This window comes from Paenibacillus sp. FSL H8-0168, from assembly GCF_038592955.1.
Lineage (GTDB): Bacteria > Bacillota > Bacilli > Paenibacillales > Paenibacillaceae > Paenibacillus > Paenibacillus polymyxa_B.
Map to the genome: position 1 here is coordinate 556,890 of NZ_CP151948.1, position 14,900 is coordinate 571,789.

Genomic DNA, 14,900 nt, shown 5'->3' on the forward strand with positions numbered 1-14,900 from the left:
CTTCTTACCCTGCCCAACTGACATAGACAGGTTTTTATAAAACGGTAATACGCAGCAGCGTTAGAACAGGTTCCACTAATTTAAAGATTGTAGGGACTTGGCCTGAAATTCAGCAATATCCTTGAATTCTTCTTCGAATTTACGTGAAATGCGGATATAAATCGGCAGTAAATCGCGATAAATATCCACGTGTTCTGCTACAGGTTTGTGCTGGTGAGTGGTACCGATCATACTGGACACAGCATCCAGCGAATCAATCCGTCCCAGTGCGTACAAGCCCAGAATAGCTGCGCCCAGACATGAGCTTTCCAGACTTTCGGGGATAATGACCTCCTGATCGAAAATATCCGCCATAAGCTGTCTCCATAGCTCCGAGCGTGCAAATCCACCAGTGGCGTGAATGACTGACGGTCTGTCGATGACTTCTTCCATGGCGAGCATGACGGTATACAAATTGAACAGCACACCCTCCAGAGCGGCGCGAATCATATGCTCTTTTTTGTGACGCAGGGACAGACCGAAGAAGGAGCCGCGAGCATTCGGGTCCCACAGGGGCGCACGTTCACCGGATAAGTATGGAAGAAAGAGCAGACCATCGGAGCCAGGACGTACCTGTTCCGCAATTTGGGTCAGCACATGATATGGATCAAGTCCCAGTCGCTTGGCCGTTTCCACCTCGGAGGCTGCAAATTCATCCCGGATCCAGCGGAAGACTATACCTCCGTTGTTTACCGGGCCGCCGATGACCCACAGCTTTTCCGTCAAGGCGTAACAGAAAAAGCGCCCTTTGGCATCCGTGAGCGGCTTATCAACTACGGTACGGATGGCTCCGCTGGTGCCGATGGTAACAGCGACAACTCCAGGTTTGATCGCATTCACACCGAGGTTGGACAAGACACCATCGCTGGCCCCGATCACAAAAGGAGTCGTCTTCAGTAGGCCCATGTCATGCGCATAGGTCTCATCCAGCCCTTTGAGCACATGAGTTGTCGGCACCAGCTCGGATAGCTGCTCCTTCGTCACACCTGCAAGGTGCAGCGCTTCCTCGTCCCAGTCTAGCTGCTGCAAATTCATAAGTCCGGTTGCAGAGGCGATCGAGTGATCCACGACATATTGGTGGAATAACCGGGCAAAGATGTACTCCTTAATGGAAATGAATTTATACGTCTGGGTCGCAACATCCGGTAAATCACGTGTAATCCACATTAGTTTCGTTAGCGGTGACATGGGGTGGATGGGCGTTCCGGTGCGTAAATAAATATCATGTCCGTTGTATTCATGTTTGAGCACTTCGGCCCATTTGGCGCTACGGTTATCTGCCCAAGTGATGGAGGCGGTCAGCGGTTTGCCGTTCTTATCCACCGCCAGTACACTGTGCATGGCCGAACTGAAGGAGACGAACAGCACATGCTCGGCTGACACTCCGCTTTGTTTCATGACCTCTTGCACCGTCGTCACGACAGCTTTGAAAATATCTTCCGGGTCCTGTTCTGCCGCATCCGGCTCAGGTGTATGCAGCGGATAGCCCACATGGTGCTGGGCGGCAATATTGCCGTTTTCTTCGAAAAGCACCGCTTTGGTACTGGTCGTACCGATATCGACGCCGATCATATATCGGGTGTCTGTCATATTCAATCTCCCCTTCACTTACCGTTATTAGCTCATTATCGTTAAATTAACACACTCAGCAGCATAATCAAACCGAAAGCGACCAGGGAGAGGATGGTTTCCATAACGGTCCATGATTTTAGAGTCTGCGGAACCGTCATATTGAAAAACTCTTTAATCATCCAAAAACCGGCGTCATTCACATGAGACAAGATCAGCGACCCTGCTCCTGTAGCAAGGACGACCAGTTCGACATTCGCGCCGGGTGTAAGTGCCAGTACAGGTGCGACAATACCGGAGCCTGTCGTCATCGCGACTGTCGCTGATCCAGTGGCTACACGAATGAGCGCAGCGACCAGAAAAGCAAATACAATCACATTCATATGGGCTCCTGTAGCGACCCCTGCAATGGCCTGACCTACACCGCTGTCGATCAATACCGTTTTAAATGCACCGCCGCTCCCGATAATTAAGATAATAGAGGCTGTTGGTGCCAGACATTCACTGGTAAAACGGGACAAATCCTCTTTCTTTAGACCACGTGCATAGCCTAGCGAGAAAAAAGAAAACACGGCCGCAATCAGCAATGCCATAACCTCATCACCAATGAATTTGAAAAATACAGTGAGCGGATGTGTATTGGCCGGGTCTACGATTTCAGCGACTGATCCGCTAAGCATTAGAATAACAGGTAATAAAATGGTGAACAGAGTAATCCAAAAAGGAGGCAGCGACCGTCCCGTCGTATTTCTGAACTGCTCGTCCAGCCTCTCGGAAGGTCTGACCATGATTCTTTTGCCAATCCAAGCACCGAAGACCGGGCCTGCAATAATGGCGGATGGGATGCCCACGATGAGTGCATATCCTATCGTGCGTCCAATATTGGCGTTAAAGGCTTCAATCGCGATCATCGGAGCCGGGTGGGGTGGCAAAAGGCCGTGTACCGTCGATAGTCCTGCCAGCATCGGAATACCGATTTTCAGCAGAGACATATTCATTTTACGGGCAACCGTGAACAGAATGGGAATTAATAAAATAATACCAACCTCAAAAAATACTGGAATACCCACGATAAAGCCTACAATCATCATTGCCCAATGAACGCGTTTTTCACCAAAACGATCCATCAGTGTGGTCGCGATGCGTTCGGCACCGCCGGATTCTGCCATCATTTTACCGAGCATGGTGCCTAAACCGATCACGATGGCGATGGAGCCGAGCGTACTGCCGAGCCCCTTGGTGATGGAGGCAGTAACTTCATGTCCCGGCATCCCGTTAACCAGTCCGAGAAATACCGACGAAAGCAGCAGTGAAACGAAGGGATTCCATTTGAATTTGGCAATCAGCAAAATCAAAAGAATGACGGTAACTAGCGCCCATACGAGCAGGGACGCGTTATGACTCAAGCCGAGTAATGTGTTCATGAAGTAATGCCTCCTTATTCATATAATGTAGCTAAATGTATACTTGTCGACAACTTTAATGTAAAAGAGAACCGCGCCAGCAAGAAACGCATGAAGCGCGGTACATCGACTCTTTGTCACGCATGTTGCGGCTAGGACGATGTCTTTCTGTAGGGAGACAGAACGCTATCGTTAACCGCGTTGCGGGTATCTCGGTAATGATCCTCAATAAATCCCGATAACTCCTGAGCATTCCCTTGACTTAAAGCGTTTGCAAAGGTTCGATGTTTGTGAATCGTGACTTGTGATTCTTCGATGTTAGACGCAAATCGTTGTTCTGTCGCAGCTAACATGACCGTCAGGATTAGCTGTCTCATACCGTTCCAGGTATGAAGAATACGGGTATGGCCTGCTTCCAGAACCAGAGCCTCATGAAAATTAAAATCCTGAAGAGAAAATTCAACGACATCCCTGTACTTGAGAGCGACTTCCATTTTGTCAATCATCTGATTCAAAACAGTCACCAATGTGGCATTATCACTATGTACATACCTTTGTACAACAAAATGCTCAATCAGCATTCGCACATCGAATAGCTCCTCCATATCACCGGGTGTCATGCCGACGACAACCGCCCCCATGCGCTCTAAACGGATCAGTCCTTCGCTCGAGAGTGCCTTCAAGGCTTCACGCACCGGAGAACGACTGGTACCAAAATCGGCAGCAATCTGATTCTCAGATAGAACAGTGCCTGGCGTCTGAATACCCCGTATAATCTGAAGCCGAAGTTCACAAGCAATCCTTTCCCCAAGCGATGCGCCCTGTAACCAGGTTGTTGGATATTTCATAGGATACTCCTAACTTGGAAATAATTTTGCATACTGGTATACAAGTTATGGAATATTATATACCCCGTTTAAGATCCTTGTAAACGGTGTCAGTTGACATCGGTTCCATTTCGCTGCTTTTAGCGTTACAATAGAAGCAGAAAAAAGAAGCAGTGAAAAGTGGAACGAACACGGAAAAGAAGGAGACCGTTTAATGATTATCATTAAAACCAAAGAACAAATTGAAAATATGAAAAAAGCTGGAGACATTTTGGCTGCTTGCCACCGGGAAATTGCCAAAATGATCAAGCCAGGCATAACGACACTGGAAATTGACGCCTTTGCGGAATCCTTTATGAAGAAGCATGGCGCAACACCGGAGCAGAAGGGTTATAACGGCTACCAGTTTGCAACTTGTGGCTCACCTAACGATGTGATTTGCCACGGCTTTCCGAATAAGACACCGTTGAAGGACGGGGACATCGTGACGATCGACATGGTTGTGAACCTGAATGGCTGGCTGGCAGATTCCGCTTGGTCGTATGCGGTGGGTAATGTGTCTGAGCAGGCGCAAAAGCTGCTGGATGTTACCAAGGAATCACTGTATAAAGGGATTGAGCAAGCCGTTATCGGTAACCGGATCGGAGATATTTCCCATGCGATACAAACCTACGCGGAAGCGGAAGGCTTCTCGGTCGTACGCGAATTCATTGGGCATGGCATCGGGGAAGAAATGCATGAGCAACCGCAAGTTCCTCATTATGGACCTCCGCATCGTGGACCACGCTTAAAAGAGGGTATGGTCATTACAATTGAGCCAATGCTCAACACAGGCACATACCGCAGTAAAATTGATGCGGATGGTTGGACCGCACGCACGTTGGACGGCGGCTTGTCTGCTCAATACGAGCATACGCTGGCCATTACAGCAGATGGTCCGATCATTTTGACCCAGCAATAAAAGCAGGCACCCATCGGGAGCATACAGACTAACGGGTTGAATGAGCTAGACATGTTACAGAAAAAGGGGCTGTCCAGAGGACGGTCTCTTTTGCTATAAGCATCCGCTGCACGTCCGTTCCAGTCCCAGGCATGTTCAGGCAGATCGAATGCTGTACACTGCGAAGACAGAGGGACGCAATCGAATAGCTCCTTTTTCTGGAATGCATAATGTAGACCTGATAGACCTAAAAGACCAAAAAGACACGGCTCCTGTTGGGAGAACGTGTCTTTTTGGTCTATACAGCAACAACATGCGAGCATGCATGTTAAAAACCCGTTTGTCAGATGCGAACTTCCGTCTCGTTCGGAACGAACTGACGATATTGGAAATACATACGAAGCCGCCAGTGTAACAAGGTCCCGAAGGCTAGAATGAAAAATAGCCCTGCTGTCTGCGGAATGGTAATGTAATGCTGAATAAATTCATGCAGCAGCAATCGGACGATCAGCAGGCTGATCAGGATAAAAAAGAAGGTACGTGAGCGTTGCACGAAAACCAGCCCTTCTTGCAATTCAAATTTGGTGCTGCGGATCAACGGGTAAGAAAAAATAAACCAGCCGACCAGAAAAGCGCCCAGTGCCCAAAGCCAGGGAACCCGTACTTCTGGCACTACAAACATCATAAAACCGGTGCTCATGCCGAGCGGAGGAATGATGATTTTTTTGGCATTAATCGGGCGATGACCTGTCTTCATACGGATGAAAATAGCCGATATAGCGATTAAGATCATACCGAAGGTTGCGCCATATTGTAGCAATGGGGTGCTAATATGAAACATGGACTGGCCCCCTCTATAAGGAATATAAGCGTTATTGGACAGACTGCAAACCTTTTACATTATACCACATATGCAATGGATATATTTAGTTACAGTCTTTCCTCTGGCAAGCGGATTATACGCCTCTTGGTAGTAACGGGTCCTATAATTAGGTCTCTTTCATACTTATGCGAGTTCCTTTGCTTGTACCTCTCCTTGAGCTGATTTTTTCTCCTGACGCATGATATAACCCATGGCTGCAATAATAAGGATAAAGGCAATCAGTGCGAGAAAAGGAATGGTAATAAAATCGAACCAGTTCAGGTAATCCTGTTCACAGGATACTCTGCCGCAGGAAGTTGAAGTTTGCGCAGCTGCTTTGGCGGCTGCATGGATGCGCTGAATGATAAAATGATAGGCTGAAATCGCGCCTCCAATGATAGCCAACGGCATGACATAACGGCGTATCCCCGAATCCCCTCGAAAATAGGCGATCCCGAGCAGAAGGGTCAGGGGATACATCAGAATGCGCTGAAACCAGCACAGCTTACAAGGCTCATACCCCAAAATCTCGCTGAGATACAGACTGCCCAAAGTTGCCACACAAGCTACAACCCAGGCGGCAAACAAAGCAATATCCGTTTTTTTAAAAGATCCAATCATAGTAACGCTCCTTTTTTAATTCAAATGAGAACAAAATGAACTCACCCGTGTCTTGTCCCATCGGCAGGCATCTGCCGATATGTATGTCTTAATCCGTATTGTACTGTATTTTGAGTGCAGGGTCATACTTAAACATATTGACATCATTCACTATCATTTTTATAATTGCAGTAGTTTGGGAAGTTAATGAGGATTCAAGTTAGATATATATTAAGAAATTAGGAGTGTGCCTAGAATGTCGAGCAGTCCAAAAAATGAAACTCTATCTACTATTAGTGAAAGACACGCGGTAAAGAGCTATGTTAAGGATTTTAAATTGCCAGAGGAAGATTTGGAGGCTATTTTGACTGCAGCGATAGAAGCTCCTTCCGCTTGGAACCTTCAACACTGGAAATTCCTTGTCATCGAAAGCGAAGCGGACAAACAAAAATTGCTACCTATCGCCTACAATCAGGGTCAAGTAGCGGAAAGTTCCGTTACGATTGCCGTATTGGGTGATTTGGAAGCGAACCGCAACACCGTCATTTATGATCAAGCGGTAGAAGCAGGTGCACTGCCAGCGGAAATCCGTGACGCATTGGTAGGTCAAATCAACGGCGCATACCAAAACCCGCAAGTAGCTCGCGATGCAGCCATCCTGAACTCTGCTCTTGCAGCACAAAATATTATGCTGGCTGCTAAATCTTTGGGCTACGACACTTGCGCAATGGGCGGTTTCATTCCAGCACAATTGATCGAACAATTCAATATTCCAGCACGTTACCTGCCAACCCTGCTTATTAGCGTAGGTAAGGCACAAGTGCCAGCGCGTCCATCAGGACGTTTTCCATTGTCTGAAGTTGTTGTAAAAGGCAGCTTCTAAGAAGATTTGTGAATATAAAAGGGTGTTCCTGCAACCGTTCGTGGTTGGGAACACCCTTTTTTACGTTGTGTTAGGCTATTAAAGTTCCTGTTGTCAGCCCTTTGTTTAGTCCGATCGTTTGGACACGAGATAAACCAGCTCCAGCGTCAGGATCGGTAGAAAGACAGAAGCTGGATAGGCCAGATAGCGCGGCTCCCATTGGGGCTTGAACTTATCCTTAAAGCGCCGAAGCCCCTGAAAACCGTAAAAATGTCCCCCATATTGGAAAACAAGTCGAGCCAGCTTTTCCTCGCGTAATGCCTTTTCGCTTTGTCCTACCTGGGACAGCGGTGCCATTCCCAGATTAAATGTCGTATATCCACTCTCCTTGGCCCACTCAATGACCCGTGTGAATAAATAATCCATCGTGCCATTTGGCGTGTCAGGCAAGTGGCGCATCAGGTCAATGGAGACCGTCTGTCCATGATCATAGGCAGGGGCCATCGTAGCGAAAGCGATGACCTTCCCTTCAGAGTCCTTTAGCAACGCAATCGGAGCCAACTGAAGATAAGATTCTTTGAACCAGCCGAGTGAATATCCCTTCTCCTTGCGCCCGTCTAGCCAAATATTCGAAACATGCCGCATCTCTTCAATCAGTGACGCCTCGAGAGGCGGTTGGATGATTTCGAACGAGTAGCCCTCGCGGTCAAAGCGGTTTTTGGCGCTGCGTAGCGCCTGATTGCTTTTGCCCGTCAGTGTGAAGGACTCCAGCGGCACCAGTGCTTCCTCGCCCAGTTTGAAAAAGCGATAGCCGTTCTCGTGATAGATGGACAAATACTCCGGCGAGGCCTGATAAAATACTGCCGTTAACGCATACCGATCTGCGAACCGTTGAAATTCCTGAATGGCTTCACTCACACGTTCTTTTGGACCGAGTGGGTCACCTAATACAATCAGTTTGTCCCGACTGCGAGCATAGGGAATGACGACCTGTTCATTTTTGGTCCAATACAGGTATTTATCACCCAAAAAAAGCATATGAGATACGAGATTACCACCCTGCCGTTCCAAAAATTCTTTTAGCTTATCCAGCTCTTGCTCGTCGGGTAGATTGGCGATGCTACGCTGAGGTCGAAGAAAGAAATATACCGTTAGGAATACCCATGCCAAAATCAGACTAAACACGGCGGTAACTCCGTAATCGCTGCGGTTCATAAAAAAGTCCAGATGGACCTTGGCATGCAAATGGCGCATAAAAGGAGTGTTGGAGCCAGCCCCAATGATAAAGTAAGCCCCGGTTACGAGTAGAGATAATCCACCCCATATTAAAATGTTGTGCCGATTCAGTGGTGCACTGACCCGATAAAACCGCGAACGCGAGATCCATAGCATTAACGCCACAAACAGCAGGAATAAGGCTTCTTCAAAATCTAGACCTTTAGTGAAGGTGAAAATAGCTCCTGTCAGCAGCAGTACTAATGTCAGCCGCAATGCTCTGCGAATACGCAGAGAGATTCCGTGGGACAGGACGACAAGCATAATCCCGATGATGACCGAGATTTCATGCGACAAGCGCATGACGGGCAGGCTGAGCAAATGCTCAGCAAAACGAAGTCGATATAACAGACCGGGCGTAGCTGCCGACAAAAGAAGCACCACGCCGGAGATGAGTACCAGCTTACCGAGCGCCCATACCCCTAGATCGGCCAAAAACCGGAATTGACCAGGCCAGCCCCATACCTTCTGCCAGGCATTAAGGGAGTAATCCCAACCCGTCTCAGCTAGCTGATTCAGGCGCTCGTTACGCGGAATCATTTCCAGCGCGGCTAATACCAAGCCGATGAGCCACGGGATGATGTAATAAAAGACGCGAAAGACCAGCAGCACAGCCAGTGCCCGATCTGAGTCGGCTCCCGCCATTTGCAGCCCGAGCAGAGCAATGATGTCGAATGCCCCGACCCCTCCGGGTGCAAGACTGATCAACCCGGCAATCGCGGCTATCACATAAATGCCGAACACAGCATGGATCGGAAGTTCATGGAGCAAGTGCGAGCCGATCCATGCAAAGGTAAGGCCAGCCAGCAGCCATTCCAGCAGAGAAGCACTAATGGAAGCGGAGATAGTGGACCAGGAAAGCTGTCCTTCTCCCTTGTTGAACCATGTGGAGTACCGTTTGGAGCGCTGCATGATCAGAAATAGCGGCAGGTACAATGCCATTCCCCACAGCGCCCAATGAAGCCAAGGATGAGCATCCAGCACAGGCTGTACCGGATACAGATGGACAATGGCCCCCCAAGCCAGCAAAGATAGTCCGGTAATGACGACCGGCGAAAGAAACACGACGGCAGAGGTGATGACACCTAACGGCACACCGCTTTTTTTATACAGTACGGTGCGAAGTCCCGCTCCTGTAAAGCCTGCAAAACCAAAGACATTATTGAAGGTATTGGAGATCCAGGCGTAGCGAAATGTCGTCCCAGGCTTGACCTGAAGCTTGAAATGATGCCTGATTACGTAATCGTAGGCGCTCATAGCCGCCACGGCAGCCAGTGAGAACAAGCCAATTTCGATGAGAAACGTGGCATCCATTCGCCGCAGCTCATGAAACATACGCGCCAGATTAAAGTCATTTAGTTCTCGTCCGGCCTCCCATATAATAAAAGCCAGTACAGCCAACGGTAGCAGAATACGTGTCAATCGCTGCCTGTAGATGGTCATCAAGAACTGTACGATTTTAAAGGATTGGGTCGGTTTGTGATTTGACTTCATAGATTCACCTGCTTGAAAAGAATGAGATATACACGAAATAAAGTAATTAGAAATCATGCCCAATGAACATTACTATACATTATACCTACAATAATCGTTTGAATAACAACAGAAGGGTTACGAAATGGGATTTCCGATTGATTGCTGTAAATAATTCCAATATAATGATGGAAAACCTAGTGAATTGCTTGGCAATGGAGCTGAACTGGACATGAGTATATGGGACCGAAATCTTTTCATACGTCGCCTGGAGTTGATATGGCCTCCAGATGCTGACGAGAGCCAATATCCGTTTAACTTAAAAGCCCTGCACCAGTGGAACGAACTGAAATTCCATCCTTCCGTCACCTATATTATTGGAGAAAATGGCGTAGGTAAATCGACGCTTATGGAGGCAATCGCGGTCGCGTGGGGATTTAATCCAGAGGGCGGTACTAAAAATTTTAATTTTTCTACACAAGCCACGCATTCCTCACTGTATGAGCATATCCGGCTGGTGAGAGGGATAGAAAAGCCGAGAGATGGCTTCTTTTTCCGAGCGGAGAGCTACTATAATGTGGCGACGCATATCGACGAGCTGGATCGCGAAGGAGGAGGGCGACCGATTCGAGATTCCTATGGGGGTAAATCGCTGCATGAGCAGTCACATGGTGAGTCCTTTTTTGCTGCCTTTGTGCATCGGTTTGGAGGACAAGGGTTGTATATTTTGGATGAACCGGAGGCAGCGTTATCACCTTTGCGCCAGATGGCCATGCTTGCACGGATTCACGAGCTGGTGCAGCAGGGCTCGCAGTTTATCATTTCTACTCATTCCCCTATTTTGATGGCTTATCCAGATTCCATCTTGTATCATCTGACACATGAAGGGATCGACACCCCGACGCTGGAGGAAACCGACCATTTTATCATTACGAAACAATTTCTGAATAACAAGGAAAAGATGATACAGGAGCTATTCGAAGATCCACAATAAAGTTCGTAGGGACCGCCAGACCGTTCCAGAAATTCATCCTGGTCGTTCGTTATGAGAGGGACAACACTGTCTATTCAGGTTGTTCCTTTTTGCTGTTCTGCCAAAGGAAAGATTCAGGGTTATCGGAAGTATTTTATGATTGTTATTTGTCTCACACTCTATTAATATAATGGAGAGTTTTGCTGGAATGGTTGCAAAATAAGATTTTCGTATACGAAATAAAGAACCTGAGGAGGACAAAACGCTACATGTCAGATTCACAACAGTTGAAAATGGGGCCGCTGGTCATTTTGATGATTAATATGTTTATTGCCATGCTGGGGATTGGCCTCATTATTCCGATCCTTCCCAAGTTTATGAGCTCCTTGGGAGGTAGTGGTGAAACGGGTGGTTATTTGGTTGCCGTGTTTGGCTTAACCCAATTCCTGTTTTCGCCGCTAGCGGGAGAATGGTCCGATAAATACGGACGTAAAAAAATGATTATTATCGGTTTGGTAATCATGACGGCGTCTTCTGTATTGTTTGCGATGGGGGAATCGTTGACCATGCTGTATATCTCCCGTTTGTTGGGAGGTGCAGGGGCAGCTTTTATGATTCCTCCGATGATGGCCTATATTGCTGACATTACAACGGTCCACAATCGCGGTAGAGGAATGGGGTTGTTGGGTGCCGCCATGTCTCTTGGCTTTGTGATCGGTCCTGGTGTGGGCGGCTTGCTGGCAGATATCTCGATTCGTACGCCCTTATATGTTTCGGCGGCTGTATCGGGCGTAGCTGCACTGATTTCCTTGATTATGCTGCCCGAAACCTTGTCGCTGGAGAAACAGTTGAAGTTTCGGAATGTCAAGGTCAAACGGGACAATGTGATTAAACAGTTTGCCCTTTCTTTTCGCAAGCCTTACTTTATGCTGCTGATTATGATATTCACGTTAACCTTTGGACTGACGCATTTTGAAACGATGTTTCCTTTCTTCGTGACGGGCAAGTTTCATTACAATGAGCGTGATATTGCTATCATTATTACGGTAGGAGCACTGGTCGGAACCGTGATTCAAGCTGTGGTCATTAGCCCGATGTTGAATCGTTTTGGCGAAAAAGGTGTCATTATCGGTTCCTTTCTGTTTTCAGCGATTTCCCTTGTGCTTATGCTGCTCTCCGGCAACTTTTATTATGTACTCGGGGTATCGCTCATCTTCTTTACCGCTACGTCGTTGCTACGGCCAGCCATTAATACTGCTTTATCCAAAATGGCGGGGGATGAGCAGGGAGTTGCAGCCGGCATGAACAATGCTTATATGAGTATTGGTAATATTCTAGGACCTGCGCTTGCGGGTACATTGTTTGAGGTGCATATCAATTTGCCATACATTTTTGGGGCAGCCATTCTCATTCTTAGTTTGGGTCTGGCTGTAAAATGGAAAAGCAGAGATACGCAAACCACAGCGGTTTAATATTGTATTTTTCGTAAACTTAGTCTCTTTTGGAGTGAACTGTGACGTTCTTGTGAACCACAGATTGCGCCGAAGGAGGCTTTTTTTTGCATACATTGCGAAATGTTAATGAAACAACAGAATCTTGGGTAATAATGCATGATGAGTTTACAACAAGACCAATAGTAGAGCTAAAAGCCAGATCATATGTGAAAAACAGCTAGAAGGAGATGAGAGCCGATGGAAGAGCGGAATGAGCAGTTATTTTATACAGGAACTTATGCGTCTCGTCAGGAAAGAGGAATATATGTATGTGCTTTGCATGTGAACAATGGTGATCTGCGCATGGTTGGAGGTGTGGAAGGAATTGAGAGGCCTTCTTTTCTCGCGCTACACCCGGATGGGACGAAGCTGTATGTTGCCAGTGAAACAGAAGGAGGCGAGCTGTATGCGTATCAGGTGAATGCCCAGACGGGGGGATTACATCCTTTGGATCGAAAAGGGACGGAGGGAGCGCATACTTGTTATGTTTCCGTAACAACCGATGGACGATATGTGCTGGCTTCCAACTATTCAGGCGGCAATGCCGTTGTGTTCCCTGCGAAGGAAGCTGGAGGATTAGGAGACATGTCGGGGCAAGTTCAGCATACCGGCTCAGGTATTCGCCAGGACCGCCAGGATGCGGCACATCCGCATTCGATTATTCCAGATCCTTCAGGACAGTATGCCCTGATATGTGATCTGGGACTGGATCAGATTGTGGTATACCGTTTGACAGAGGATGGAAAACTGGTGACCCATCGTGAGACAGATTTGCCACCTGGTTCTGGACCGCGTCATCTGGTTTTTCATCCTTCGCGTCCATATGCTTTTGTCGCCAATGAGTTGAACAATACAGTTGCTGTGTTTAGTTATAACGAACGTAATGGTGAGCTTACATTGATGCAAAGCCTGTCCACACTGCCAGAAGGCATTATAGATGTAGAAAATACAGCAGCCGATATTCGGATTACGCCCTGTGGACGCTTTTTGTATGTGTCAAACCGCGGCCATGACAGCATCGTGCTATACCATGTCGACCTGGACAGCGGCAAGCTGAAGACGGTGGAATGGGTGGAAACCTTCGGCAGCACACCTCGTAACTTCAACATCTTGTCCGGTTATCTGGTAGTGGCAAATCAGGATGGAAACAACATCGTATCCTTTGCCATCCATAGTGAGGATGGACGGCTGTCCCGAACGGGATATGTGCTCGAGGTTCCTTCACCTGTGTGTATTGAACCTGTACACTAATCGGATAGCACGTGGCAAAAGAGTACGATATAAGTGGATGAAAAAATAAAACACGGCGCTTTTTTTCCCATGAAAGGCATGGGCAAAACGCCGTGTTCAGGTTTTGAAGGACTAAAAGCTATTTGCTGCTATCCCCAGCTTCTACCGTTACTGTTTTGGTATGATTTTCTGCATGTTTGTAGTACAAACGGAACAGGATGTCCTGATTGTAGTTACCAAATCCGGTACCGAACAGAGTAACTCCTCCAACATGCTGGGCATCATCCAATATGGCAATGCGGAATTTCCATTGCTTCTGATCAATCAGCACTTGGCTTAAAGTCACGTCGGATATCTGCTTACCATCCATAAAGGTACCCTCGGAGGTAACGCGAAGTCTTTTAAGGAGACCATATTGATTGATAAAATCAGGCCACCATGCAGGTGTGTATTTACCACGGTTATCCCCGAAATCCCCTGGGCTGGTCCATGTACCCAAATTCACATCATTTAGGAAAAAAGTGATATCTGAAGGCCAATTATCATTGGTAAAAGGGGCCTCGGATGATAGTTCCATCGAAATTTCCAGTTCCTCAGCTTTTTGGCTGGACAGTAGGAAATTCGGCACCTTATAATCCATATATCCTTGGCTAAACCACAGAATTTTGGAATTGAAGCGCTCAGGGTCCAAGAACGAACGAGGTTCATCGAATTCACCAATGATCTTTTCGACGGTAGCCAGTCCGCAGGTCGCCTGTATTTCAAAATCTGTAAAGTGTCCGACAGAAATCTCCGTCTGATGGAATTGTCGTACATCCTGCTGGTAGCGTGGCATGGCGATTTCAATTTTGTCTGTAGCCAGTGAGCACACTTTCTGTACCCCGCCTCGTCCAGGCAGCATTTTGGTCGAAATAATGGACGCTCTCTCCAGTTTCTTGACATGCATCGTCATAATCGCACTGCTGAGCCCCAACGCTTCTGCCAGCTCACGTATATTCATAGGCTTCTCCGCAAGCAGAACAATCATGTTTAGCCGAACCTCACTGGCCAGCGCTTCATAAACGGGAAGTGATTTTTCAGAAATGTCCAGTTGCATAGTTCCTCCAATTCTAACGTACATCATAAATTGATGGTAGTTTAACATATATGGATTTTTTTCAATATTCATACATAAAAAACGATATGATTTACATTTATATAAACAATATACCCTTTCCTTGATCACTGGCACAAGCCTAACCCCTCAAAAAGCCAAAAATTGTTCAAAAAACAGGACACCCCATAATCTCTTTCTTTGTTGTTGGGATGTCCTGTGATGGTATGTGATTTGCAGGGTGGATACGGGAATAGAATC

12 protein-coding genes are annotated in these 14,900 nt (G+C 47.2%); 5 read left to right on the forward strand and 7 right to left on the reverse strand.

The annotated features are described in order from the left end of the window. Positions 1 to 75: 75 nt before the first annotated feature. The 3 genes from gntK to MHI21_RS02555 all read right to left on the reverse strand — a co-directional run bounded on the left by gntK (position 76) and on the right by MHI21_RS02555 (position 3,859). The gene (gntK, locus tag MHI21_RS02545; RefSeq protein WP_342419372.1) at positions 76 to 1,629 is read right to left on the reverse strand and encodes a gluconokinase; all 1,554 of its coding nucleotides are present in this window, start codon (positions 1,627 to 1,629) and stop codon (positions 76 to 78) included. A gap of 41 nt (positions 1,630 to 1,670) precedes the next feature. After that, a complete protein-coding gene (locus tag MHI21_RS02550; protein WP_342419373.1) occupies positions 1,671 to 3,032 on the reverse strand; it encodes a GntP family permease in 1,362 nt (453 codons plus the stop codon). A 131-nt stretch (positions 3,033 to 3,163) separates the two neighbouring features. Beyond that, positions 3,164 to 3,859: a GntR family transcriptional regulator gene (locus MHI21_RS02555; RefSeq protein ID WP_254328930.1), complete on the reverse strand. Its 696-nt coding sequence runs from the start codon at positions 3,857 to 3,859 to the stop codon at positions 3,164 to 3,166. Positions 3,860 to 4,052: 193 nt separating this feature from the next. On the opposite strand from MHI21_RS02555, the gene map reads away from it, so the two are divergent. After that, positions 4,053 to 4,799 carry a type I methionyl aminopeptidase gene (map, locus tag MHI21_RS02560; RefSeq protein ID WP_023986734.1) on the forward strand — a complete coding sequence of 249 codons (747 nt, stop codon included), beginning with the start codon at positions 4,053 to 4,055 and terminating at the stop codon, positions 4,797 to 4,799. Positions 4,800 to 5,121: 322 nt separating this feature from the next. On the opposite strand, the gene MHI21_RS02565 is transcribed toward map, so the two are convergent. Together MHI21_RS02565 and MHI21_RS02570 are read right to left on the reverse strand one after the other, a co-directional pair. Continuing rightward, positions 5,122 to 5,619, reverse strand: a complete 498-nt coding sequence (locus tag MHI21_RS02565; RefSeq protein ID WP_342419374.1) for a cytochrome c biogenesis protein CcdC — start codon at positions 5,617 to 5,619, stop codon at positions 5,122 to 5,124. 165 nt (positions 5,620 to 5,784) lie between these two features. Further along, positions 5,785 to 6,261, reverse strand: a complete 477-nt coding sequence (locus tag MHI21_RS02570) for a disulfide oxidoreductase (protein WP_053324504.1) — start codon at positions 6,259 to 6,261, stop codon at positions 5,785 to 5,787. A gap of 235 nt (positions 6,262 to 6,496) precedes the next feature. Between MHI21_RS02570 and MHI21_RS02575 the strand changes: the two genes are divergently transcribed. Then, entirely contained in the window at positions 6,497 to 7,123 is a 627-nt protein-coding gene (locus MHI21_RS02575) for a nitroreductase family protein (RefSeq protein WP_069010781.1), read from the forward strand. 105 nt (positions 7,124 to 7,228) lie between these two features. Here MHI21_RS02575 and mprF read toward each other — a convergent pair whose 3' ends face one another. Continuing rightward, on the reverse strand, positions 7,229 to 9,871 hold the full coding sequence (mprF, locus tag MHI21_RS02580; RefSeq protein ID WP_209949280.1) for a bifunctional lysylphosphatidylglycerol flippase/synthetase MprF: 2,643 nt from the start codon (positions 9,869 to 9,871) through the stop codon (positions 7,229 to 7,231). 211 nt (positions 9,872 to 10,082) lie between these two features. Here mprF and MHI21_RS02585 point away from each other — a divergent pair, with 211 nt between their 5' ends. The 3 genes from MHI21_RS02585 (at position 10,083) to MHI21_RS02595 (ending at position 13,567) form a co-directional block, all read left to right on the forward strand. Continuing rightward, positions 10,083 to 10,844, forward strand: a complete 762-nt coding sequence (locus tag MHI21_RS02585) for an AAA family ATPase (RefSeq protein WP_209949282.1) — start codon at positions 10,083 to 10,085, stop codon at positions 10,842 to 10,844. 248 nt (positions 10,845 to 11,092) lie between these two features. Next, positions 11,093 to 12,295, forward strand: a complete 1,203-nt coding sequence (locus MHI21_RS02590) for an MFS transporter (RefSeq protein WP_209949284.1) — start codon at positions 11,093 to 11,095, stop codon at positions 12,293 to 12,295. A gap of 219 nt (positions 12,296 to 12,514) precedes the next feature. Continuing rightward, complete coding sequence (locus MHI21_RS02595; protein ID WP_209949286.1) at positions 12,515 to 13,567, forward strand: lactonase family protein; 1,053 nt, start codon at positions 12,515 to 12,517, stop codon at positions 13,565 to 13,567. A 118-nt stretch (positions 13,568 to 13,685) separates the two neighbouring features. On the opposite strand, the gene MHI21_RS02600 is transcribed toward MHI21_RS02595, so the two are convergent. Further along, positions 13,686 to 14,642, reverse strand: a complete 957-nt coding sequence (locus MHI21_RS02600; RefSeq protein WP_039270301.1) for an ArsR family transcriptional regulator — start codon at positions 14,640 to 14,642, stop codon at positions 13,686 to 13,688. Between the last annotated feature and the right edge of the window lie 258 nt (positions 14,643 to 14,900).

What these genes read in the sequence shown, in the direction of transcription:
- MHI21_RS02565 (WP_342419374.1), bottom strand. Translation starts at nt 5,619, where the DNA reads ATGTTTCATATTAGCACCCCATTGCTACAATATGGCGCAACCTTCGGT.
- MHI21_RS02585 (WP_209949282.1), top strand. Translation starts at nt 10,083, where the DNA reads ATGAGTATATGGGACCGAAATCTTTTCATACGTCGCCTGGAGTTGATA.
- MHI21_RS02555 (WP_254328930.1), bottom strand. Translation starts at nt 3,859, where the DNA reads ATGAAATATCCAACAACCTGGTTACAGGGCGCATCGCTTGGGGAAAGG.
- MHI21_RS02595 (WP_209949286.1), top strand. Translation starts at nt 12,515, where the DNA reads ATGGAAGAGCGGAATGAGCAGTTATTTTATACAGGAACTTATGCGTCT.
- MHI21_RS02600 (WP_039270301.1), bottom strand. Translation starts at nt 14,642, where the DNA reads ATGCAACTGGACATTTCTGAAAAATCACTTCCCGTTTATGAAGCGCTG.
- mprF (WP_209949280.1), bottom strand. Translation starts at nt 9,871, where the DNA reads ATGAAGTCAAATCACAAACCGACCCAATCCTTTAAAATCGTACAGTTC.
- MHI21_RS02550 (WP_342419373.1), bottom strand. Translation starts at nt 3,032, where the DNA reads ATGAACACATTACTCGGCTTGAGTCATAACGCGTCCCTGCTCGTATGG.
- map (WP_023986734.1), top strand. Translation starts at nt 4,053, where the DNA reads ATGATTATCATTAAAACCAAAGAACAAATTGAAAATATGAAAAAAGCT.
- MHI21_RS02590 (WP_209949284.1), top strand. Translation starts at nt 11,093, where the DNA reads ATGTCAGATTCACAACAGTTGAAAATGGGGCCGCTGGTCATTTTGATG.
- MHI21_RS02570 (WP_053324504.1), bottom strand. Translation starts at nt 6,261, where the DNA reads ATGATTGGATCTTTTAAAAAAACGGATATTGCTTTGTTTGCCGCCTGG.
- MHI21_RS02575 (WP_069010781.1), top strand. Translation starts at nt 6,497, where the DNA reads ATGTCGAGCAGTCCAAAAAATGAAACTCTATCTACTATTAGTGAAAGA.
- gntK (WP_342419372.1), bottom strand. Translation starts at nt 1,629, where the DNA reads ATGACAGACACCCGATATATGATCGGCGTCGATATCGGTACGACCAGT.